Origin of the sequence: Actinomyces oris (genome assembly GCF_001929375.1) — a bacterium.
In the GTDB taxonomy this organism is placed as follows: Bacteria; Actinomycetota; Actinomycetes; order Actinomycetales; family Actinomycetaceae; genus Actinomyces; species Actinomyces oris_B.
This window is the reverse complement of record NZ_MSGO01000013.1, coordinates 25064-46660: the sequence shown is the minus strand read 5'-3', so window position 1 is coordinate 46660 and position 21597 is coordinate 25064. Positions and strand designations below refer to the sequence as shown.

At 67.9% G+C, this 21597-nt stretch carries 17 protein-coding genes and 1 riboswitch; of the genes, 14 read left to right on the top strand and 3 right to left on the bottom strand.

What is annotated here, in order from left to right; genetic code table 11:
• Nucleotides 1-73 precede the first annotated feature (73 nt).
• From lspA to BKH32_RS03830, 3 genes are read left to right on the top strand one after another with little or no spacing between them, the layout of a single operon-like run.
• Nucleotides 74-850 (top strand): signal peptidase II, encoded by a 777-nt coding sequence (lspA, locus tag BKH32_RS03840; RefSeq protein WP_075248704.1) that lies wholly within the window; start codon nucleotides 74-76, stop codon nucleotides 848-850.
• Nucleotides 847-1767 carry an RluA family pseudouridine synthase gene (locus tag BKH32_RS03835; RefSeq protein WP_075248703.1) on the top strand — a complete coding sequence of 307 codons (921 nt, stop codon included), beginning with the start codon at nucleotides 847-849 and terminating at the stop codon, nucleotides 1765-1767. Before lspA ends, BKH32_RS03835 begins: the two co-directional genes overlap by 4 nt.
• A 57-nt stretch (nucleotides 1768-1824) precedes the next feature.
• Nucleotides 1825-2427 carry a GNAT family N-acetyltransferase gene (locus BKH32_RS03830; protein WP_075248737.1) on the top strand — a complete coding sequence of 201 codons (603 nt, stop codon included), beginning with the start codon at nucleotides 1825-1827 and terminating at the stop codon, nucleotides 2425-2427.
• A 28-nt stretch (nucleotides 2428-2455) separates the two neighbouring features.
• On the opposite strand, the gene BKH32_RS14070 is transcribed toward BKH32_RS03830, so the two are convergent.
• Entirely contained in the window at nucleotides 2456-2863 is a 408-nt protein-coding gene (locus tag BKH32_RS14070; RefSeq protein WP_218638456.1) for a transposase, read from the bottom strand.
• Nucleotides 2864-2905: 42 nt separating this feature from the next.
• Nucleotides 2906-3046, bottom strand: coding sequence for a hypothetical protein (locus BKH32_RS14065; RefSeq protein ID WP_218638455.1), 141 nt, complete (start codon nucleotides 3044-3046; stop codon nucleotides 2906-2908).
• Between the two features lie 179 nt (nucleotides 3047-3225).
• Here BKH32_RS14065 and BKH32_RS03820 point away from each other — a divergent pair, with 179 nt between their 5' ends.
• The 3 genes from BKH32_RS03820 to BKH32_RS03810 all read left to right on the top strand — a co-directional run bounded on the left by BKH32_RS03820 (nucleotide 3226) and on the right by BKH32_RS03810 (nucleotide 10060).
• The gene (locus BKH32_RS03820) at nucleotides 3226-4179 is read left to right on the top strand and encodes a ketopantoate reductase family protein (RefSeq protein ID WP_075248701.1); all 954 of its coding nucleotides are present in this window, start codon (nucleotides 3226-3228) and stop codon (nucleotides 4177-4179) included.
• Nucleotides 4180-4359: 180 nt separating this feature from the next.
• Entirely contained in the window at nucleotides 4360-7953 is a 3594-nt protein-coding gene (gene dnaE / locus BKH32_RS03815; RefSeq protein WP_075248700.1) for a DNA polymerase III subunit alpha, read from the top strand.
• A gap of 172 nt (nucleotides 7954-8125) precedes the next feature.
• Nucleotides 8126-10060, top strand: a complete 1935-nt coding sequence (locus tag BKH32_RS03810; RefSeq protein ID WP_256690742.1) for a BCCT family transporter — start codon at nucleotides 8126-8128, stop codon at nucleotides 10058-10060.
• Nucleotides 10061-10166: 106 nt separating this feature from the next.
• Here the strand turns inward: BKH32_RS03810 and BKH32_RS03805 are convergent, their stop codons facing one another.
• A complete protein-coding gene (locus BKH32_RS03805; RefSeq protein ID WP_075248698.1) occupies nucleotides 10167-10433 on the bottom strand; it encodes an RNA-binding S4 domain-containing protein in 267 nt (88 codons plus the stop codon).
• Between the two features lie 186 nt (nucleotides 10434-10619).
• Between BKH32_RS03805 and BKH32_RS03800 the strand changes: the two genes are divergently transcribed.
• The 8 genes from BKH32_RS03800 to BKH32_RS03765 all read left to right on the top strand — a co-directional run bounded on the left by BKH32_RS03800 (nucleotide 10620) and on the right by BKH32_RS03765 (nucleotide 21537).
• The gene (locus tag BKH32_RS03800; protein ID WP_075248697.1) at nucleotides 10620-13025 is read left to right on the top strand and encodes a right-handed parallel beta-helix repeat-containing protein; all 2406 of its coding nucleotides are present in this window, start codon (nucleotides 10620-10622) and stop codon (nucleotides 13023-13025) included.
• 75 nt (nucleotides 13026-13100) lie between these two features.
• Nucleotides 13101-13469 carry a hypothetical protein gene (locus tag BKH32_RS03795; RefSeq protein ID WP_075248736.1) on the top strand — a complete coding sequence of 123 codons (369 nt, stop codon included), beginning with the start codon at nucleotides 13101-13103 and terminating at the stop codon, nucleotides 13467-13469.
• A gap of 64 nt (nucleotides 13470-13533) precedes the next feature.
• Nucleotides 13534-13627, top strand: a riboswitch (SAM riboswitch).
• Entirely contained in the window at nucleotides 13623-14804 is a 1182-nt protein-coding gene (locus BKH32_RS03790; protein ID WP_075248696.1) for a methylenetetrahydrofolate reductase, read from the top strand. Its footprint overlaps the riboswitch before it by 5 nt.
• Complete coding sequence (metE, locus tag BKH32_RS03785) at nucleotides 14801-17194, top strand: 5-methyltetrahydropteroyltriglutamate--homocysteine S-methyltransferase (protein ID WP_081376682.1); 2394 nt, start codon at nucleotides 14801-14803, stop codon at nucleotides 17192-17194. The genes BKH32_RS03790 and metE overlap by 4 nt, the downstream gene beginning before the upstream one ends.
• Before the next feature lie 89 nt (nucleotides 17195-17283).
• Nucleotides 17284-18624: a histidinol dehydrogenase gene (hisD, locus tag BKH32_RS03780; RefSeq protein ID WP_075248695.1), complete on the top strand. Its 1341-nt coding sequence runs from the start codon at nucleotides 17284-17286 to the stop codon at nucleotides 18622-18624.
• A 377-nt stretch (nucleotides 18625-19001) separates the two neighbouring features.
• Complete coding sequence (locus BKH32_RS03775; RefSeq protein ID WP_256690739.1) at nucleotides 19002-19250, top strand: hypothetical protein; 249 nt, start codon at nucleotides 19002-19004, stop codon at nucleotides 19248-19250.
• The gene (locus tag BKH32_RS03770; protein ID WP_075248693.1) at nucleotides 19250-20815 is read left to right on the top strand and encodes a glycosyltransferase family 2 protein; all 1566 of its coding nucleotides are present in this window, start codon (nucleotides 19250-19252) and stop codon (nucleotides 20813-20815) included. The genes BKH32_RS03775 and BKH32_RS03770 overlap by 1 nt, the downstream gene beginning before the upstream one ends.
• Entirely contained in the window at nucleotides 20812-21537 is a 726-nt protein-coding gene (locus BKH32_RS03765) for a hypothetical protein (RefSeq protein WP_081376681.1), read from the top strand. Before BKH32_RS03770 ends, BKH32_RS03765 begins: the two co-directional genes overlap by 4 nt.
• The last annotated feature ends 60 nt before the right edge of the window (nucleotides 21538-21597 follow it).

The window sequence follows — 21597 nt, the reverse complement described above, 5'->3', positions numbered from 1 at the left end:
GGGTCGCCGCCCTTCGTCGGGTACACAGCCCATCGTCACCCGTTCTCCTCTGAGTGCAATGCGAGAAAGCCCCATGCCTGACCACGTCGATCCCGCCTCCTCCGTGGAGGAGACCGCTGGCAACGCCGACAACGTTGTCCCACTGCCCACAGACAATCCCTTCAGCGCCATGGACGAAGCCATGACGTCGCAGGCGGCGGGTGGGAGCCGATCCAAACGCCTCCCGGTGATCGTGCTGTGGCTGGTGGCGGTCATCGTCATCGTCGTGGACCAGGCCACCAAGCAGTGGGCGCTCTCAGCGCTGTCCGACGGCCGGCACACGGCGCTGCTCGGTCGAGCGCTGGGACTGGTCCTGGTGCGCAACCCGGGCGCCGCCTTCTCCTTCGCCACCGGGCAGACGTGGATCTTCGCGCTCATCGCCTCCTTCGTCGTGGCCGTCATCATCCGTGTCTCCCGGAACCTGGCGTCCCGTTCCTGGGCGGTGGCCCTCGGCCTGGTCCTCGGTGGTGCGGTCGGCAACCTCATCGACCGCCTTCTGCGCGAGCCCGGTTTCCTGCGCGGCCACGTCATCGACTTCATCGACTACGGCGGCTACTTCGTGGGAAATGTCGCCGACATCGCCATCGTGGCGGCCGCCGTGGGCATCATCATCCTGTCCCTGGGAGGCTGGGAGATCGACGGCACGCGCGCCGGCGCCCCAGACAAGCCCGAGGCGGAAGGATCAGACGGATCGCCCTCCTCAACCCGCCGAGGAGCCCGAGCTCGCCGGAAGGATCGCGCTGAGGAGCCCTCAGAGCCGGAGGAGTCCTCCGAGGCATCAGCGCGGACGGCCTCCGGGGAGCCGCAATGAGCGTGCGCCTGCTGCCCGTCCCCGACGGTTTCGACGGCGAACGGGTCGATGCCGCGCTGGCCCGGATGACGGGCCTGTCCCGCAGTCGGGTCGAGGACCTGTGCGAGGCCGGTGAGGTGCGCCGCAACGGCGAGGTGCTGGCCAAGTCCGCTCGTCTGCGCGCGGGCGAGCTCCTCGAGGTCTACCTGCCCGACCCGCGTCCCACCGAGCCGGTCGCCACTCCCGTGGACGGGATGGAGCTGCTCTACGAGGACGAGGACATCGTCGTCGTCGACAAGCCCGCAGGCGTGGCCGCGCACCCCTCCATGGGGTGGGACGGCCCCGACGTCCTCGGCGCTCTCAAGGCCATGCACGTGCGGGTGGCCACCTCCGGTGCCGCCGAGCGTCAGGGCATCGTCTCGCGCCTGGACGTGGGCACCTCGGGCGTCATGATCGTGGCCAAGGGGGAGCGGGCCTACTCGGTGCTCAAACGCGCCTTCCGGGAGCACACGGTGGACAAGGTGTACCACGCCCTGGTGCAGGGCCACCTCGATCCCTCCAGCGGCACCATCGACGCCCCCGTCGGCCGCCACCCCGGCCGGGAGTGGAGGATGGCCATCATCGAGGGCGGGCGCGAGTCCATCACCCACTACGACGTCATCGAGGCGATGCCCGGGGCCTGCCTGGCCGAGATCCACCTGGAGACCGGGCGCACCCACCAGATCCGTGTCCACATGGCGGCCGTCGGCCACCCCTGCGTCGGAGACGCCACCTACGGCGCCGACCCGGCCATGAGTGCGCGCACCGGTCTGATCCGCCAGTGGCTCCACGCCCGCGAGCTCGGTATCGCCCACCCCGTCACCGGCGAGCACATGGTCTTCACCTCCGACTACCCCGCCGACCTCGTCCACGCCCTCAATGTCCTGCGCCTGCCGTGAACAGGCTCTCCGTGGAGGTGAATGAGAACAGTGACTGATCGCCTGCGTCGCTCGACCATGGCCCCGACGACGAGGCCGAGCGCTGACGAGGCGGTCTCGGAGACTCCCACCCTCGAGATCCGCCCGGCCACCGCCGTCCACGAACCCATTGGCTTCGCAACCGCCTGTGGCGATGAGACTGGCCCCGAGGCCGACCGGCTCCGCAGGTCCGTTGCCGATGTTCGTCTTGAGGTCTTCGTTGTTGAGCAGGCGGTTCCCCTCGTCCAGGAGATCGACGCCCGCGACGATGAGCCGACCACGATCCATCTCCTGGCCAGTGGAGCTGACGGAACACCCCTGGGCGCCGGACGTCTCCTGATGGAGCCCGAACACCCCGGTCGGGTCCATCTGGGCCGCTTGGCTGTACGGAGCATCGTGCGCGGTACGGGGCTTGGTGCCCGCATCGTCGCTGCCCTCGAGCAGACTGCACTGAGCCACTCCGGCCGGCCCCGCGTGGAGGTGGTTCTCTCAGCTCAGGAGCAGGCCATGGGCTTCTACAAGCGCTGCGGATACTGGGTTCTGGACGGACACCGCTACCTCGACGCCGGTATCTGGCACCAGGACATGGCCCGCATCGTCAACAGCGTCAGCGTCGAGGACAGTTCCGGCCGTACCGCCTAGATGATTGATTCCAAGGGGGTGTGGGTGGTTAGTGGTCGTAGGGGGTCAGGGAGCGTAGGTGGGGGTTGCCGGTTTTGTCGTTGTGCCAGATGGCGGCCGTCAGGGCCAGGATGCGTTGAGCGACGCGTGCGGTGACTGCGGTGGGGGTGCGCCCGTTGTGCCGCTCGAGCCCGAGCTGGTCGGTGAGGGTGTCGAAGACGGACTCGATCCTCTGGCGTAACGGGCGCAGGAGACCGGCGCCGGGCCGTGGGGTCTGGTTGCGTGCGGCTGGGCGCAGCAGGGTCAGCCCTGCCTGGTTCGGGTCGTCCTCCAGGTCCTTGGAGCGGTAGCCCTTGTCGGCGATGATCGTGTGGGCGCTGGTGGGCGCCAGGTGCTCGAGCATGCTGCGCAGGACCTCGCGCTCGTCCTGGCTGGGACTGGTGACTGCCCAGGCCACCGCAAGACCGTGAACGGTGCACACCAGGTGCAGGCGCAGGCCTCAGAAGAAGCGTGAGTGCGAGGCGCTGGTCACCCGTAGCCGGCCCATCCCGCCAGGGCTGAGCGCATCACGGTGGGTCTTCAGCAGGTCATCAGCAGTGACGTACAGTGCGGTGGCGAGGGTCTCCAGGTCGGTGTCCACTTTCTCAAGCTCCCAGCGCGAGGAAACGGTTCTAGCAGCACCGATCCTGCGAGATCCTCGCCCCTACCCCAAGCCCCCACACCGACCCACACCCCCTGGAATCAATCATCTAGGGCCGGTCACTGACATCTGGGCGTACGTGCTCGTGCGGACAGCAGCGGGACTGAGAGGAGACACTCGTGAGGATTGTTGTCATCGGCGCCGGGGGCATCGGAGGATGGCTCGGCGCCCGCCTGGCCGCGAGCGGCCAGCAGGTCGGGTTCCTCGTTCACGGCCGCACCCTGGAGGCCCTGCGCTCGGGCGGGCTGATGCTGCGCGACTGCTCCGGTGGCGAGCCCGGTACCGTGACCGCCCGCATCGAGACTCCACTGGCCAGTGATGACCCGCAGGCTCTCACCGACGCCCTGGGAGGCCGGCCGGATCTGGTCCTGGTCACCACGAAGGTCGATGCGCTGCCGCCGCTGGCCCCTGCGCTCAGGCGCCTGACCGGCCCCGACACCGGTGTCGTCTCGACCCAGAACGGGATCAGCGCGCCCGGACTGCTCGCCGATGCCGTCGGCAAGGCGCATGTCCTGCCCGGAGTCGCCCGCGTCTACTCCGCCATCGCCTCACCCGGGGAGGTCCGCACCATTGGCAGCGCCGGCTCCCTGGCCCTGGGGGAGTGGGACGGCAGCGCCACCGCTCGCAGCCGCGCCGCCGTCCAGGCCCTCGAGGCAGCCGGAATCCGAGCCTGGGTCCCAGGCTCCATCTGGGCCGAGCTGTGGCGCAAGGTCTCCTTCGTCGTCGTCCAGGGTTCCCTCGGCGCCGCCACCGACGCCCCCATCGGCGTCCTGCGCACGGACCTGAGAGACGCCTTCACCCGGGCCGTGAGCGAGGTCGTCGCCGTGGCCACGGCACTGGGGCACGACCTGGCCACCGACGACGCCCCCGACCCGGTCGCCGCGGCCCTGCGCATGGCCGACGCCACCACATCGATGCAGCGGGACATCGCCTCAGGCCTGCCCAGCGAGCTCGACGCCCAGCTCGGCGCCCTGTGCCGCGCCGGCGACGAGGCGGGTGTACCCACCCCCGTGCTCGACCTCGCGCACAGCGTCCTGGCTCCGCGAGAGGCAATCGCCCGGGCGCGCGCCTGAGCCCACAACGCCTTACGGACGCGGCGGGAAGCGCTCCGCCGCCCGACGGCGGATTTCTCGCCCGGCTGACCCGCCACCTCGGGCATGGCCCGTCATGGCTGGGGAGGAGCCGGCTTCCCACTGCACGGCGCGCTCGGCCCCTCCAGGAGACAGGGCGCCGGGCGGGCCTAGGATGGGGCCATGGCGGAGAAGAGCAGTCAGGAAGATGCAGCCCCCAGGGACGACTTCGTCCACCTCCACGTCCACACCGACTACTCCATGCTGGACGGCGCCGGGAAGATCAAGGACTACGTGGCCGAGGCCAAGCGGCTGGGCCAGCCCGCCCTGGCGATCACCGACCACGGCTACATGTTCGGCGCCTACGAGTTCTACGCGGCCGCCAAGGCCGCCGGCATCAAGCCGATCATCGGGGTCGAGGCGTACATGACGCCGGGCACCTCCCGCTTTGACAAGACCCGTGTCTTCTGGGGCGATGAGTCCCAGAGGAGCGACGACGTCTCGGCCCGCGGCTCCTACACGCACATGACGCTGCTCTCACACAACAACGAGGGCCTGCACAACCTCATGCGCATGGACTCCTTCGCCTCCCTGGAGGGCCAGTGGGGCAAGGCCCCCCGCATCGACCGCGAGCTGCTCTCGCGCTACTCGGGCGGCCTCATCGGCTCCACCGGCTGCCCCTCCTCGGAGGTCCAGACCCGCCTGCGCCTGGGCCAGTGGGACGAGGCCCTGCGCGCTGCCGGGGAGCTGCAGGACATCTTCGGCAAGGAGTTCTTCTACGTCGAGCTCATGGACCACGGCCTGGAGATCGAACGGCGCGTCACCAAGGACCTGCTGCGCATCGCCCAGGAGCTCGGGGCCCCGCTGCTGGCCACCAACGACTCCCACTACGTGCGCCCCGAGGACCGCACCATCCAGGACGCGATGCTGTGCATCAACTCCGGATCCGTGCTCTCCGATCCCGACCGCTTCAAGTTCGACGGCGACACCTACTACCTGCGTCCCGGCGCCGAGATGCGCCGCCTCTTCTCTGAGATGCCTCAGGCCTGCGACAACACCCTGCTCGTGGCCGAGCAGTGCGACGTGCACTTCCGCACCGTGGACGAGGGCGCCTCATACATGCCGGCCTTCCCCGTCCCCGAGGGGGAGACCGACGAGTCCTGGTTCGTCAAGGAGTGCTGGCGCGGCATGGACCGCCGGTTCAACGGCGACATCCCCGAGGACTGCCGCAAGCAGGCCGAGTACGAGATCAACGTCATCACCCAGATGGGGTTCCCCGGCTACTTCCTCGTCGTGGCCGACTACATCAACTGGGCCAAGTCCCACGGCATCCGGGTCGGGCCGGGGCGTGGATCGGGAGCCGGCTCCATGGTCGCCTACGCCATGGGCATCACCGAGCTCAACCCGCTGCGCCACGGACTCATCTTCGAGCGCTTCCTCAACCCCGAGCGCATCTCCATGCCCGATATCGACGTCGACTTCGACGAGCGCCGGCGCGACGAGGTCATCGAGTACGTGCGTGAGAAGTACGGCGCCGACCGCATCAGCCAGGTGGTCACCTACGGTGTCATCAAGGCCAAGCAGTCCCTGAAGGACTCCAGCCGCGTCATGGGCTACCCCTACGCCGTCGGCGACCGCCTCACCAAGGCCATGCCCCCCTCCGTCCAGGGCAAGGACATCTCCATCAAGGGCATCTTCAACCCCGACGACGAGCGCTATAGCGAGGCCGAGGAGTTCCGCAAGCTGCACGCCGAGGACCCCGACGCCCAGAGGATCGTCGAGCTGGCCAAGGGGCTGGAGGGCATGACCCGGCAGTGGGGCGTCCACGCCTGCGCCGTCATCATGTCCTCGGCCACCCTGACCGACATCATCCCCATGATGCAGCGCCTGCAGGACGGCGCCGTCATCACCCAGTTCGACTACCCCACCTGCGAGCACCTGGGCCTGCTCAAGATGGACTTCCTGGGACTGCGCAACCTCACGGTCATCTCCGACGCCCTGGAGAACATCGTCGCCAACGGCAAACCGGCCCTGGACATCGACCACGTCGAGCTCGACGACCGCGCCACCTACGAGCTGCTCTCACGCGGTGAGACCCTGGGCGTCTTCCAGCTCGACGGCGGGGGGATGCGCACACTGCTGCGCCTGATGAAGCCCGACAACTTCGAGGACATCTCCGCCGTCGGCGCCCTCTACCGGCCCGGCCCCATGGGGGCGGAGTCCCACACCAACTACGCGCTGCGCAAGAACGGCCTGCAGGAGGTCATCCCGATCCACCCCGAGCTCAAGGAGGCCCTCGACCCGATCCTGGGGACCACGCACGGTCTCATCGTGTACCAGGAGCAGGTCATGAAGATCGCCACCGACCTGGCGGGATTCTCCATGGGCAAGGCCGACGCGCTGCGCAAGGCCATGGGTAAGAAGAAGATGGACATCCTGGCCAAGATGTTCGTCGAGTTCGAGGCCGGGATGGTCCAGGCCGGTTTCTCCAAGGAGAGCGTCAAGACCCTGTGGGACGTCGTCGTCCCCTTCGCCAAGTACGCCTTCAACAAGGCCCACTCGGCCGCCTACGGCGTCGTGTCCTACTGGACGGCCTACCTCAAGGCGCACTACCCCACCGAGTACATGGCCGCCCTGCTCACCAGTCAGAAGGACAACAAGGACAAGCTGGCCGTCTACCTGGGGGAGTGCCGCCACATGGGCATCACGGTGCTGCCCCCGGACGTCAACGCCTCGCGGGCCCAGTTCTCCGCGGTCGGCGAGGACGTGCGCTTCGGGCTGTCCGCGGTGCGCAACGTCGGCATCAACGTCGTCGACGCGATCGTGGCCGCCAGGGAGGACAAGGGCGAGTTCACCTCCTTCGAGGACTTCCTCGACAAGGTTCCCGCGGTCGTGTGCAACAAGCGCACCATCGACTCGCTCATCAAGGCCGGAGCCTTCGACTCCCTGGGGCACACCCGTCGTTCCCTGCAGGCCTGTCACGAGGACTTCGTCGACGAGATCATCGGTGTCAAGCGCAACGAGGCCGCCGGCCAGTTCGACCTGTTCGCCTCCCTCATGGGCGGGCCCGACGACGTCGACGACTCGCCCTTCGGCAACGGCCCGGTCTTCTCCTCCGACGTTCCCAACCTGCCCGAGTGGGACAAGAAGGACAAGCTCGCCTACGAGCGCGACATGCTGGGGCTCTACGTCTCCGATCACCCCCTCATGGGACTGGAGGGACTGCTCGGCAAGCTCGCGGACAAGGAGATCTCCGAGCTCCACGAGAATGACGAGCTGCCCGACGGCGCCATGGTCACCATCGCCGGGCTCATCACCTCGCTGACCCGCAAGACCACCAAGCAGGGCAACCTGTGGGCCATCGCCCAGGTCGAGGACCTGGCCGGAAGCATCGAGGTGCTCTTCTTCCCCCAGACCTATCAGACCGTCTCCACCATGCTGGCCCCGGACACGGTGGTCACAGTGCGGGGACGTCTCAACCGGCGTGACGGGCAGGTCGCCCTGTACGCCCAGGAGATGACGATCCCGGACATCTCCAGCGCCGCCCACGAGGCGGTTCTCATCACCCTGCCCACCAACCGGTGCACCGGGCCGCTGGTGGAGCAGTTCAAGGACGTGCTCACCAAGCACCCGGGCGGATCCACGGTCCGTCTGACACTGACCAGCCCGGGGCGCGAGGTGCGTACCCAGCTGGACGCCTCGCTACGGGTGGAGGCCTCGCCCGCCTTCTACTCCGACATCAAGGCCCTCCTCGGCCCGGGGTGCCTGCGCCACTAGCAGGCCGTCTCCGGATGAGTGACATTCACCCGACCCCACCAGTTCCGTGACGGCTCGCTCTCAGACGGAGCCCCGTCGTCATCTTGATACTCTCGTCATGTCCGCAAGCAGGCGGTGACTGTATTGTCTATGAGGATATTTGATGAGTGACGAGGACCTGAACCCTCCAACGATGACGCAGCAAGAGGAGTCAGACGCCGGCTTGCAGACGGAGCAGGCGGGGGAGGCCCTCCAGAGTGCGGCGGCCGCCACGCCGGCCTTCCAGACCTCCCCGGCAACCGTGAAACGGCGGCAGCGCCATCTGCTCGACCGTCTGAGGAGATCGGTCTCCCGCCAGCCCCACGACGTCGGTGAGGGAATGGACAGGGTGGTCTTCGGTGTCGCCGCGACCGCGACCATCGCGTTCGTGGCGTGGGGCTTCATCTCCCCGCACGGGTTGGGGCGGGTCTCCAAGTGGGCCCTGGGGGGAACGATCAGCAACTTCGGCTGGCTGTTCGTCCTGTCCTCGACCCTGTTCGTCGTCTTCGTCATCTTCGTGGCGGCCTCCCGGTTCGGCAAGATCCCCTTGGGCGGGGACGCCGAGGAGCCCGAGTACTCCACCGGTTCCTGGGTCTCCATGATGTTCGCCACGGGAATGGGCATCGGACTGATTTTTTACGGTGTCGGTGAACCTCTCTACTTCTACGTGTCGCCCCCGCCGGACACCGTCGACCCTCAGACGGCCCGGGCCGCCAGCACAGCCCTGGGCACGGCCATGTTCCACTGGACCATCTACCCGTGGGCGATGTACGCCCTGGTTGGGCTCGGAATGGCCTACGGAACCTACCGCCTGGGACGCTCCCAGCTCTTCTCGGCCATGTTCACCTCCCTGTTCGGGCGCCAGGCCATCGACGGGATCGGCGGGCGCATCATCAACATCCTGGCGATCGTCGCCACCCTGTTCGGATCGGCCTGCTCACTGGGGCTGGGGGCCCTGCAGATCGGTGGAGGCATGGTGTCGACCAATCTCGTCACCAAGTCCACACCCGCGATGATGGTCGGGATCATCGCGATCCTGACGGCCTGCTTCGTGGCCTCCGCCATCTCCGGCATCGAGAAGGGCATCCAGTGGCTGTCGAACATCAACATGGTGCTGGCTGTGCTGCTGGCGATCATCGTCTTCATCGGTGGACCCACCCTGTTCATCCTCAACATCATCCCCTCGGCGATCGGCAACTTCGTCGACGAGCTGCCCGCCATGGCCTCGCGCACGGCGGCCGTGGGGAATCAGGACATGGCCCAGTGGCTGTCCTCCTGGACGATCTTCTACTGGGCCTGGTGGATCTCCTGGACGCCCTTCGTGGGAATGTTCATCGCCCGCATCTCGCGCGGTCGTACCATCCGGCAGTTCGTCACCGGGGTCATGCTCGTCCCCTCAGTCGTCTCCCTCATCTGGTTCGCCATCTTCGGCGGTGGCGCCATCGGGCTTCAGGAACGCGCCGAGCGCGCCGGCCATGCAGCGGATGCCCTCGTCCATCTCAAGGCCGATGGCACACCCGACCTGAACTTCGACACCATCCTGTTCGACCTGCTCAACGCCATGCCCGTCCACAAGGTGGTCCTCATCGTCCTCATGGCGCTGGCAGTCGTCCTGGTGGCGATCTTCTTCGTCACCGGTGCTGACTCGGCCTCCATCGTCATGGGAGGGCTCTCGGAGAACGGCGCGACCGATCCGAGCCGTTTCACAGTCGTCTTCTGGGGCGTGTCCACCGGCGGAGTGGCCTCAGCCATGCTGCTCGCCGGAGGGGACGATCCGCGCGAGGTCCTCACCGGTCTGCGGGACATCACGATCGTCTCGGCCCTGCCCTTCGTCTTCGTCATGCTGCTGCTGTGCGTCTCGCTCTACAAGGATCTGAACAACGACCCCATGCTGCTGCGGCACTCGTTGGCCAACCAGGTCCTGGTCGACTCAGTCACCACCGCGGTCACGACCGCCAACGAACCGCACGAGGTCGAGACCATCGAGCTGCACACCAGGCTGTCGTCGACCCTGTCGTCGATCACCGACGGTGACGAAGGAGACGGTGAGGGTGCCGAGGACGCTATCGACGAGATCGCCAAGGACTGAGGGTCGACGTCCGCGCCGTCGACGACGCGGATGACTCACCGGCAGGATCCGACCAGAGGCAGGAGGGCTAGGCCGGTCGGCTGCTCTTGATCCCGGGGGGTCGGGCTCATTGGCCGGGCCCCAGCTGCTCGACGACGGCGCCCACCTGGCCTGCGGGGTGATCAACGACAACGACCTCACCACCAGTCAGGTGGTGCCCGCGACGGGTCTCAACGGCGCCGTCGACAGAGACGTCTCCGGACTGGATGGCGATGCGCGCCTGCGCGCCGTCCTCCACCAGGCCCGCCAGCTTGAGGAACTGCCCGAGCCTGATGCTTCCGGACACTGAGACGACCGGGTACTGGGAGCCCTGCTGAGATGTTGCGTGTGTCATAGCCGGATCCTTGCAGACGGGGCGCGAGTTGCGCACGTTGGAGCAGGTAGCACCCCGCTAGAGCGGCCGGCAGCACCGTGAGTGAGAGAAGCATCTCTCAGAACTATGCGGATATAACGGATGCCAAACAAAATTTATCACGGTAGGGTAACGGCGTTCTGATCACACTACGGAGACGGAGACACCATGAAGCGTCGAATTGTCGCCCAGATGGCGATACTCGCTCTATCGCTGTCGGCGCCTGTTCTGGCTGTGACTCATGCACCAGAAGCCGCCGCAGCTGACGGCAACATCATTCATGTCTCGGCCGAGGGTGGCTCGGACGCGGGAGACGGAACCGCTGCCAAGCCCCTCCAGACCCTTGGAGCAGCCCTGAAGAAGGCCGGCAACGGAGACACCATCGAGCTGGCCAACGGCACCTACCGTGAAGGTGAGCTCGCCGTCGACAAGGGCGTGACCATCAAGGCGGCCGAGGGCGCCAAGCCGGTCCTCACCGGCGCCGAGGTCCCCACGAGCTGGAACGCCGGTGGCGACGGGAAGTGGTCCACGGGCAAGGACATGGTCCGCTTCTGCACGGTCTGCACCATCAACGCCGACCCCGCCAAGGAAGGGATCGCCGCCCACCCCGAGCAGGTGTTCGTCGACGGCAAGCCCCTGACCCAGGTACTCAGCCGTGCCGAGGTCACCGAGTCCACCTTCTTCGTCGATGACCCCGACCCGGTCACCCTGAAGAACCCGAACAACAACCAGGCCGGCTACAACGTCAAGCCGCACCGGGGCACCTCCTACGTCATCGGCGTCGACCCCAACCAGCACCAGGTCGAGGTGGTCCAGCACTCCCGCGCCCTGTCCTTCAACACCGACAACATCACCCTGTCGGGGCTGACGGTGGAGAAGTACTCCGCGGTGCAGCGCTGGGACTACCCGGACCCCGAGATCGGCACCATCTCCGGTGGCGGAATGGTCGTGGCCGCTCACGGTGCTCCTCGCATCGAGAACTCCACCTTCCGCTACTCCTCGACGGCCGGTGCGCTGCAGGTCATCGACTCGACCAACGCGGTCGTGTCGAACAACCTGTTCGAGAACAACGGCTCCAACGCCTTCGGCATCAATGACTCCAGCGGTGCCAAGGTGGAGAACAACCTGTGGAGGAACAACAACACCTCCGGCTTCATCACGAAGGACTGCGGCGCCTACTGCACCCTGGCCGACACCAAGATCACCCACGCCAAGAACATCCGCTTCGCCAACAACACCGTGGACTACTCGGCCACCGGCACGGACATCTCCGACCCCGCGGCCTATGACCAGAACCGGGCCGTGGGCGTCTGGTTCGACGAGGGCGTGATGGACTCCGAGATCGTTGGCAACTACTTCGTCAACGTCCCGGTGGCGATCTTCAACGAGGTCTCCTCCAACAACCTCATCGCCTCCAACATCGTGGCCGGAGCCGGTGTCGGCATCCACGTCTCCGGGTCCAACGACACCCGCGTGTGGAACAACACCGTCTCCCACGCGCTCACCAGCCTGTGGATCCAGGAGGACACCCGTTCCAACGGCTGCAACGCCCGCAACGCCCAGGGTGTGTGCACCCAGGTGCAGAAGTGGAGCGCCGAGCACGGACTGAGCTGGGACACCACCAACACCCAGGTGATGAACAACATCTTCTCCTCCGAGCAGACCACCCCCATGCCCGATGACCCGTGGCGCTACTCGGCCATGGTCCAGGTCCTCGGTGCGGCCAACGATGACGGTTCCGGTGCGGTCTACGCCAATGAGATGGTCACCAGCATCGACTACGACGTCTACTACCGCCACGAGAACCCCCAGACCCTGTCGACCACGGTCCTGTGGAACTGGGGCGCCGACCGTATGAACCAGTCGGTCAACGCTGAGAAGCTCGCCGACTTCACCGCCAGCTCGAGTGTCCAGACCAACGGTAAGGAGACCAACGGTCTGGACCTGCACGGCTCCCCGGAGAACAACCCGTTCTTCGTCAAGGAGTCCGCCAACCCGATGGACAAGACCTCGGACTTCCACCTCAAGGAGGGAAGCCCCGCCTCCGGTAACGGCCACGCCCTGCCCGAGGACATCGCCAAGACCCTCGGTGTCAGCGCCAACGTCGCCGTGGATCGCGGTGCGCTGGTCAACGTCGCCTGGGGCGGCGGCGCCGTCCCCGGTGCCGGGGACGCCCCCGCTGACAACGGCGGTAAGACTGGCAACGGCGGCAAGACTGGCAACGGTAGCAACGCCAACAACGGCAGCAAGGCCGGCAACCAGCCCTCCGCCACCAGCTCCCCGAACAACAACGGCTCCACCGTCGCTGACGGGGCTGCCAGCACCGACGCTCAGAAGACGCAGAGCGCCGGCCCCGCTGACTCCAAGGCGGGGGCCGGACAGAAGAACTCCAGCATCGCCAAGCCCGGCGGTAAGGCTCAGGACGGTCAGGGCCAGGCTGCTGCGGCTGCAGCGGCTACCGGCGGTAACCGTCTTCCGCTCACCGGTGCCAGCGTGACCGGCATCGTCCTGGCGGTGGCCGCCATCGCCCTAGGCGGCGGATTCATCCTGGTGCGCCGTCGCCTGGCCGACTGATCAGCGCCGGCCTCGGGGCGGAGGCGCAGCGAGGACGAGCTTGTGAAGAGCCCGGACAACCCGGATCATCACATCGTGTCTCAATCGCTCGCCATCACCGTCGGTGACCGCTTCCCAGTGGGGGACAGGATGCGCCGACTCACCCCGAGGCTGGCCCAGGCCACCAACGCAGCACGCTCCGTTCTGATAGAGGTCGCTCAGCACCGTGAGGTCATCACCTACGGCGAGCTCAGCGACTCGATCGGACGGAGCGTGCTGCCGCGTCATATGGGACCGTTGCTCTCCATGATCGGCCACGACTGCGCTGCTCGCGGTGAACCGAGTCTGGCCTCCCTCGTGGTCTCGTCAGCCACCGGAGAGGTCAGCACCAGGGACTCGAGCTGGGCCCCGCCGCAGCGGCTCGCCTGCTGGGCGGCATGGGGTGGGAACCAGGCCGACGACTGAACGGAGCAGCTCTCGCTATGTGGGACGGCGGCGGGGCTGGGAAACAGTCGTGGTTTGATACGCTCGACCATCCAGAGCGGCCGAGAGACCTGGTTCCATGACGCCGCAGCAACCCGGTACACGGGTGCTTCAGCCAGGATCGATGGAGACGATGTGCGAGACAATGAGCCCACCGCTGCGGCAGGGAGTCGCGGCGACGCCTTGAGCAGCACCGAGACCGGAAGCGCCCGGCGACTGCCCACCGTCAGCCTGGAGCTCTTCCCTCCGCGTCCGGGTAAGGCCGCCTCCGCCACCTGGGGCCGCATTGACAGGCTCCTGGCCACCGGACCGGACTTCGTCTCGGTGACCTACCGGCCCACCTTCGTCACCGACCCCGCAGGCGGGGACAGCGGCGATGAATATGAGGGGAACCGGTGCGGCATCGCGCCCCGTGTACGGGCGGTCCAGGAGCAGACCAATCCCTCCGAGTGCGTGCTCGCCCACGTGCTGGAGTCCAGCACCATTCCCCTCATGGCGCACCTGACCTGCATCGGCTACCGCAAGCAGGAGGCCGTCGACATCGTCACCCGCTTCCTTCGGATGGGAGTACGGCGCTTCCTCGCTCTACGCGGTGACCCGCCGGCCGGTACCCGGGCCGACGACGTCGCCGGAGAGCTGCGCCACGCCGACGACCTCGTCCGGGTCATCCGGGAGGTTGAGACCGACTTCTTCGGTGACAGCAGACGCCACGTCACGATCGCCGTGGCCGCCTACCCGGCCACCAGCGACCACATCGAGGCCATCGAGGTCCTGGCCGCCAAGCAGGCCGCCGGAGCCGATATGGCGATCACCCAGGTGTTCTACGACGCGGCCGACTACGTGGCGCTGACCAACGCGGCCTCCTACGCGGGGGTGAGCATCCCGATCCTTCCCGGGGTGATCCCGCTGACCGACCTGCGTCGGCTCACCCGCCTTGAGGCGCTCACCGGAGTGCGTGTGCCCGCCGGCCTGCGTTCCACGCTGGGATCGGCCAGCGGCGCCACCCTTGTGGAACGCGGCATCGGTGCGACACTCGACCTGGCCACCGCGCTGCTGCGCGCCGGGGCCCCCGGACTGCACCTGTACACCTTCAACCGCACCCGTCCGGCCCTCGACGTCATCAGCCACCTGCGTCTGGGTGGCATCCTGGCCGGAGCCGCGCCCGACCGGGAGGTGCGCGACGCCGTCGATCGCGGATACCTCCAGGCCACCCCCGGCCGAGGCCCCTCCTTCCTGCGCTGCGGATCTCCCGGTGCAGCACTGTCTTCCCGCCACCCCGTCCAGCCCCACACCACCATCACCAAGGAGAACGCATGAGCGCCACCCCTGAGTCGGTCGTCGCCCCCGCCTCACCGGCTGAGATCGCCGTGACCGAGTCGCAGGTCCCCTCCACCCCCCTGCCGGGGGCCACCATTCTGGGGTACCCCCGAATCGGAAGGGACCGCGAGCTCAAACGCGCCGTGGAGTCCTTCTGGAAGGGGGACCTGAGCGCCGATGAGCTCAGGCACGCCGCTGCCGAGCTGCGCGGGGCGACCCGCTCGCGCCTGACGGACCTGGGACTGACTCAGCCCGCCTCGGTGCCGGCGGACTTCACTCTCTACGACCAGGTTCTTCAGGTGACCGCCACCCTGGGGGCCGCGCCCGCCCGCTTCCGCGACCTGCTGAACGCCGATGGCGCCCTCGACGTCGAGGGCTACTTCACGCTGGCCCGCGGTGAGGGAGCCCGCCCGGCCATGGAGATGACCAAGTGGCTGGACTCCAACTACCACTACCTGGTCCCCGAGATCGACGCCTCCACCCCCATCGACTACGTCGACACCGCCATCGCCGACCAGGTCCGCGAGGCCAAGGCCACCGGGACCGAGGTGCGCCCGGTCGTCGTGGGACCGGTGAGCTACCTGTTCATGGCCAAGCCCTCCGACGAGGCGGCCGAGGACTTCCACCCCCTGGACCGTCTCAGCGACGTCCTGCACGCCTATGGCCACCTCCTCATGGACCTGTACGAGGCCGGTGCCACCTGGGTCCAGCTCGACGAGCCCGCCCTGGTCTCCGACTCCTGGAACGTGGGGCGTCAGCGGGTCCTCGACGCCGTGCGCGACGCCTATACCTGGCTGGGGGCCATCGTGGAGCGCCCCCAGATCCTGGTGGCCGGAACCTACGGCTCCCTGGGCGACGCCCTGCCCGTGCTCGCTCAGGCCCCGATCGAGGCCGTGGGCCTCGACCTCGTGGCCGGCGCCCTGCCCGAGGCCGGCGACCTGGCCGCCCTGGAGGGCAAGACCGTCGTCGCCGGTGTCGTCTCAGGACGCAACATCTGGCGCACCGACCTGAACCGGGCCATGGATGTGCTCGAGCAGCTGCGCGAGCGCCTTCCCGAGGGCACCCCCATCACCGTGGCGACCTCCACCTCCTTGCAGCACGTGCCGCACGATGTCGAGCGCGAGACCGCCATCGACCCGGAGATCCGCTCCTGGCTCGCCTTCGCCGATCAGAAGGTCGGCGAGGTCATCACCCTGGCCAAGGGCCTGGAGCAGGGCCGTGACGCCATTGCCGCAGAACTGGCCCAGGACGCCGACCTGCGCAAGCAGCGTGCCGCCCACCCGGGCGTGCACCGCGACGAGGTCCGCGCCGCCGTCGAGGCCGTCACGGACGCCGACCGCACCCGCGCCCCCTATGCCGAGCGCAAGGCGGCCCAGGACGAGCGCCTCGGCCTTCCCGAGCTTCCCACCACCACCATCGGTTCCTTCCCCCAGACCGCTGAGATCCGTAAGGCCCGGGCCGCCTGGCGCAAGGGCGAGATCGACGACGCCGCCTACGACGCCGCCATGCGCGCCGAGATCGCCAGCGTCGTCGCCCTTCAGGAGCGCCTCGGCCTGGATGTCCTGGTTCACGGCGAGGCCGAGCGCAACGACATGGTCCAGTACTTCGCCGAGCTGCTCTACGGCTTCGTGACCACGGAGCACGGCTGGGTCCAGTCCTACGGCTCGCGCTGCACCCGCCCCTCCATCCTGTGGGGTGACGTCGCCCGCCCCGAGCCCATGACGGTCGCCTGGTCGGCCTACGCCCAGTCCCTGACCGACAAGCCCCTCAAGGGCATGCTCACCGGCCCGGTGACGATCATGGCCTGGTCCTTCGTGCGCGACGACATCCCGCGCGCCCAGGTCGCCGACCAGCTGGGCCTGGCCCTGCGCGAGGAGGTGGCGGACCTCGAGGCCGCGGGCATCGGCGTCATCCAGGTCGATGAGCCCGCCATCCGCGAGACCCTCCCACTGCGGCGCGCCGACCGCCCCGCCTATCTGGAGTGGTCCGTCGGCTCCTTCCGCCTGGCCACCGGGGGCGCCGCACCCGCCACCCAGATCCACACCCACCTGTGCTACTCGGAGTTCGACGTCGTCATCGACGCGGTCGACCACCTCGACGCCGACGTGACCTCCATCGAGGCCTCCCGTTCGCGCATGGATATCCTCCCCGCGGTGGCCGAGCACGGCTTCGAGCGCCAGCTCGGCCCGGGGGTGTGGGACATCCACTCCCCGCGCGTGCCCAGCCAGGCCGAGTGCACCGAGCTGCTCCAGCGGGCCGTCGAGGCCCTGGGCGCAGAGAAGGTCTGGGTCAACCCCGACTGCGGTCTCAAGACCCGCGCCTACGCCGAGACCGAGGCGAGCCTGACCAGCCTGGTCGGCGCCGCCCGCTCCGTGCGCGAGGCCCGATGAGCCTCTGACCATCCGCAGGTGCGTGAGGCGGCCCAGGGGACGACGAGCTCTCCTGGGCCGCCTCACACGTGGCCGGTAGGCTTACGGGCATGCTCACCCGCACTGATCTGCGCCGCACCCGACTCTCTGCACGCCAGCTGGCTCAGGCCCTGCCCCGGGCCGCCCTCGACGTCACCTCCGCCCAGGCCGCAGTGGCTCCACTGATCGAGGACGTCCGATCCCGTGGCGCGGCCGCACTGCGCGACGCCGCCGAGCGCTTCGACGGCGTGCGACCCGTTCACCTGCGTGTTCCCGCTGCTGCCATCGCCCAGGCGCTCAACGACCTGGACCCCTCGGTGCGCGAGGCCCTCGAGATGTCCATCGCCCACAACCGGGCCGGGCACACCGCCCAGGTTCCCACCGAGCGCACCGCGGAGGTGGTCCCCGGAGGCACCGTCACCCAGCGCTGGATCCCCGTCGAACGGGTCGGGCTCTACGTTCCCGGAGGGCTGGCCGTCTACCCCTCCAGCGTGGTGATGAACGCGGTGGCCGCCCAGGTCGCCGGCGTCGAGCAGATCGCCCTGGCCAGCCCGCCTCAGGCCGAGTTCGCCGGTCTGCCCCACCCCACGATCCTGGCGGCGTGCGCGCTGCTGGGGATCACCGAGGTCTACGCCGTCGGCGGCGCCCAGGCCATCGCGATGCTCGCCTACGGCGCCGACGCCCAGGACGACACCGATCGTGCGGATGCCGGGGGAGAGGTCCTGTGCCGGGGCGTGGACGTCATCACCGGTCCCGGCAACGTCTACGTGGCGGCCGCCAAGCGAGCCGTCATGGGGACGGTCGGTATCGATGCCGAGGCGGGTCCTACCGAGATCGCCGTCCTGGCCGACGCCGGGGCCGACCCCGAGTACGTGGCCGCCGACCTGCTCTCCCAGGCGGAGCACGATCCCAATGCCGGCAGTGTCCTCATCACCGACTCCCCGGAGCTGGCCGACGCCGTCGATGCGGCGCTCGAGCGCAGACTCAGCGCGACCCGGCACCGGGAGCGGGCATCGACCGCATTGAGGGGTCCGCAGTCGGGAACCGTCCTGGTGAGCGACCTCACGCAGGCCATCGAGGTCGCCGACGCCTACGCGGCTGAGCACCTGGAGATCCACACCTCCGACGCCCCGCAGGTCGCGCGTCGGATCCGTAACGCCGGAGCCATCTTCGTCGGGCCCTACAGTCCTGTGCCCCTGGGGGACTACCTGGCCGGCTCCAACCATGTCCTGCCCACCGGTGGGACCGCCAGGTTCGCGGCCGGACTGAGCGTGATGTCCTTCCTCAAACCGGTCCAGCTCATCGAGTACAGTGCGAGCGCCCTGGAGGCCATGACACCTGCGCTGGAGGTCCTGGCGAGCTGCGAGGATCTGCCCGCCCATGGTGAGGCGGCCCGCGCCCGAAGGCGGTGAAAAGGCTGCTGAACAGACCTGTTGAGACCGTTCTGTGACCTGCTCGTGACCATCTCCTGATGCGTCAGGGGATGGGGTGCTGCGACCCCCGGGTTCATTGGCGGTTCGATTGGTGGAATCCCGCCGCCTTCAGCTCTTGTGAGCCATCTCCAAGAGGGTGCGCATTGCATGGTCGAATGACACAGTGTTGCAAAGCGTTACTCTATTGTTATATTTGGCGATGACGCACGGTGCGCCGTGCCCGACGGGCTGAGTTCCCACATCCCGTCATCCCCGGGCGCGTCGCACCGAGGCGTTGGCGCCGACTGGAACTGCTCGCGCATGCGGTGATGACGGTCGGAGCCGGCCCTACCCCTTGGATCCAGATGGATGGCCTCATGCACTACTCCCCATTCGCTGCCGGAACCGGACTGTTCGTCGTGTGGTACGTCGCCCCGGCAGGTTCCCCTCCCGCTCTCGTCGCTCGTTTCCTCATTGACTGCGCCGGCTTGGTGTTCGTCGCCATCCTGGTCTTCTTCCTGCTGACCAATCTCTATGGTGCGGCTCGCGCCCTGCTCCCGCACCCCAGGCGCACCGCTGGACGTCACGTCCAGCAGCGCAGCGGCCTGATGAGTCTGCGAGCGTGATGAGGACGCAGTCCCTGTTCCTGCCTATGAGCTTCGATTCCTCGAGCCTCCTGGGAATCCTCGACCGCATCGGTTGGTGGGGCGCCCTGGGGATGATCGCAGTCGCTCTCGCCTACACCCTCTTCATGCTCATCGCTTCGCGCGGCGCCCCACGGCACAGCGGGCCCTCGCACCCGGATGCGCCGCTGCTCGTCGTCATCCTCATGCCCTGCCTCAATGAGGCGGAGGTCATTGGCGCCAGTGTCAGACGGCTCACCTCGATCCCGGACCCGGGCCTGCGCATCATGGTCATCGACGACGGCTCCGACGACGACACCGCCCAGATGGCCGCTCAGGCCGGCGATGAGCGTGTCGAGGTGGTTCGCCGTCGTCCGCCTCGCGCCCGCCTGGGCAAGGGGGAGGCCCTCAATGACGCGCTGTCAATCGTGCGCTCCCGATGCACCACGGTGTCCTCCTCGCGAGTCGTCGTGGGAGTCATGGACGCCGACGGCAGGCTCGACCCCCACGCCATCGCGGAGGTGCGCAAGGCATTCGCCCCGCAGGAGGTCGGCGCCGTCCAGATGGGGGTGCGCATCAACAACCGCTTCGGCTCCCTGCTCGCCCGTATGCAGGACATGGAGTTCGTGATCTTCACCGAGGTCTTTCAGCGAGGACGGCGCCGAGTCCGCAGCGTCGGCATGGGCGGCAACGCCCAGTTCGTCCGCCTCAGCGCTCTCGACGCCCTGGGGCCCCGGCCCTGGACCCGGTCGCTGACCGAGGACTTCGACCTGGGTATCCGGCTCAACGCCACCAGCTGGACCAACGAGTTCTGGCCCGCGGCCTCCGTTCACCAGCAGGGTGTGACCAACATGCGCCGCCTCATGCGTCAGCGCACCCGCTGGTTCCAGGGAAACCTCCAGGCACTGCACCTGCTGCGCTCCGTCGCCCGAGAGCAGCATGGCCTGGGGCGCGCCGACACGCTCTGGCAGATCCTCACTCCCTATCTGCTCCTGACCGGGTCCCTGCTGACCCTGTCCTTCCTCATCACCATGGTGACCGCCGGTGTGGCCGTGGTCCTGAGGTGGGATCAGTCATGGGCATGGCTCGTGGGGGCCTACGTCATCGCCTTCGGTCCGGCACTCATCTACGCCTGGATCTACTGGCGCATCGAGCGCAGCGAGGGTCTGAACCTGCTCAAGGCCGTGGGCTACGCGCACCTGTTCGTCCTCTACGGCCTCCTTCCCAGTCTCTACGGCTGGCGAGCAGTCGCTCGGGAGCTGACCGGACGCACCGGGTGGGCCAAGACCGCTCGGGAGGCGGAGCCGGATCAGCAGGGCGCGCCCAGCAGGCCGACTGCCGGCTCCAACGGATCAGCAGCCGTGGGCTCATCGGTACCGATCAAGCAGCGGCCGCCCAGCGGACCGGCGAGGGTGGAGCCCCTCGCCGCCCCCCGGGCCGCAGGTCCAGGCAGTGCTGTCCCGGCTGTTCCGGCCGTCCCGGCCCGCCCCCTGTTGAACCCCACTGCCGTGATCGTGCGCCGTCCCCGTCCCACAGCCAGCAACCTGACCAATGAGGAGATGAGATGACAGTTGCCAACGCGCCTCAGCACGCAGGAGTTATCGACGGATCTCGTCGCGGCAGGATTCTGCGTCGTGCCCTTCTGACGGGCTGCGTCCTGGCACTGGTCCTAGGAGTCACCGTGTACTGCCACGCCCGAGAGACAGAGACAGAGACAGAGACCCCGGACTGCTCCCAGTGGGAGATCATCTTCGACGGTTATGGCGAGGCCTCGTGCTCCGATGGCCTGCTGCGCCTCAAGCCGACGTCGGCCAATTCCCATGACACGACCCACGCCGGTCTGGCCACCTCCACCACGGTCGAGATCGAGGCCGGAGGCGTTCAGACCATCCACACCACGATGACCACTGTCAGGCAGCTGCGAGAGGACGGCGAGCCCAATGCGTGGGAGGTCGCCTGGCTCCTGTGGAACTACACCGACAACAACCACTTCTACGCCCTTGCCCTCAAGCCCAACGGCTGGGAGGTCTCCAAGCAGGACACCGCCTACCCGGGGTACCAGCGATTCCTGTCATCCGGCAATACACCCGTCTACCCACCCGGGGAGAGCCACGACGTCACCGTCACCATTGATACAACCAAGCCCTCAGAGGCCACCTTCACCATCACCGTGGACGGGCAGGGGCTCGGAACCGTCGCCGACAAGCAGTCCCCCTACCGCTCCGGCAAGGTGGCGGCCTACTGCGAGGACTCCGACGTCACCTTCACCCCGATCATCGAGGACAAGTAAGGCCTGTCCTCCTCGACGGCGCTGGACTCGACCACCACTGAGGCCCATCTCGTCCCACTC

Excerpts from the sequence above, each read along its gene's own strand:
- BKH32_RS03805 (WP_075248698.1), bottom strand. The coding sequence starts at position 10,433 with ATGACACACGCAACATCTCAGCAGGGCTCCCAGTACCCGGTCGTCTCA.
- BKH32_RS03775 (WP_256690739.1), top strand. The coding sequence starts at position 19,002 with ATGCACTACTCCCCATTCGCTGCCGGAACCGGACTGTTCGTCGTGTGG.
- BKH32_RS03765 (WP_081376681.1), top strand. The coding sequence starts at position 20,812 with ATGACAGTTGCCAACGCGCCTCAGCACGCAGGAGTTATCGACGGATCT.
- BKH32_RS03770 (WP_075248693.1), top strand. The coding sequence starts at position 19,250 with ATGAGGACGCAGTCCCTGTTCCTGCCTATGAGCTTCGATTCCTCGAGC.
- BKH32_RS03835 (WP_075248703.1), top strand. The coding sequence starts at position 847 with ATGAGCGTGCGCCTGCTGCCCGTCCCCGACGGTTTCGACGGCGAACGG.
- BKH32_RS03830 (WP_075248737.1), top strand. The coding sequence starts at position 1,825 with ATGGCCCCGACGACGAGGCCGAGCGCTGACGAGGCGGTCTCGGAGACT.
- hisD (WP_075248695.1), top strand. The coding sequence starts at position 17,284 with ATGCTCACCCGCACTGATCTGCGCCGCACCCGACTCTCTGCACGCCAG.
- BKH32_RS03800 (WP_075248697.1), top strand. The coding sequence starts at position 10,620 with ATGAAGCGTCGAATTGTCGCCCAGATGGCGATACTCGCTCTATCGCTG.
- BKH32_RS03810 (WP_256690742.1), top strand. The coding sequence starts at position 8,126 with ATGACGCAGCAAGAGGAGTCAGACGCCGGCTTGCAGACGGAGCAGGCG.
- metE (WP_081376682.1), top strand. The coding sequence starts at position 14,801 with ATGAGCGCCACCCCTGAGTCGGTCGTCGCCCCCGCCTCACCGGCTGAG.
- dnaE (WP_075248700.1), top strand. The coding sequence starts at position 4,360 with ATGGCGGAGAAGAGCAGTCAGGAAGATGCAGCCCCCAGGGACGACTTC.
- lspA (WP_075248704.1), top strand. The coding sequence starts at position 74 with ATGCCTGACCACGTCGATCCCGCCTCCTCCGTGGAGGAGACCGCTGGC.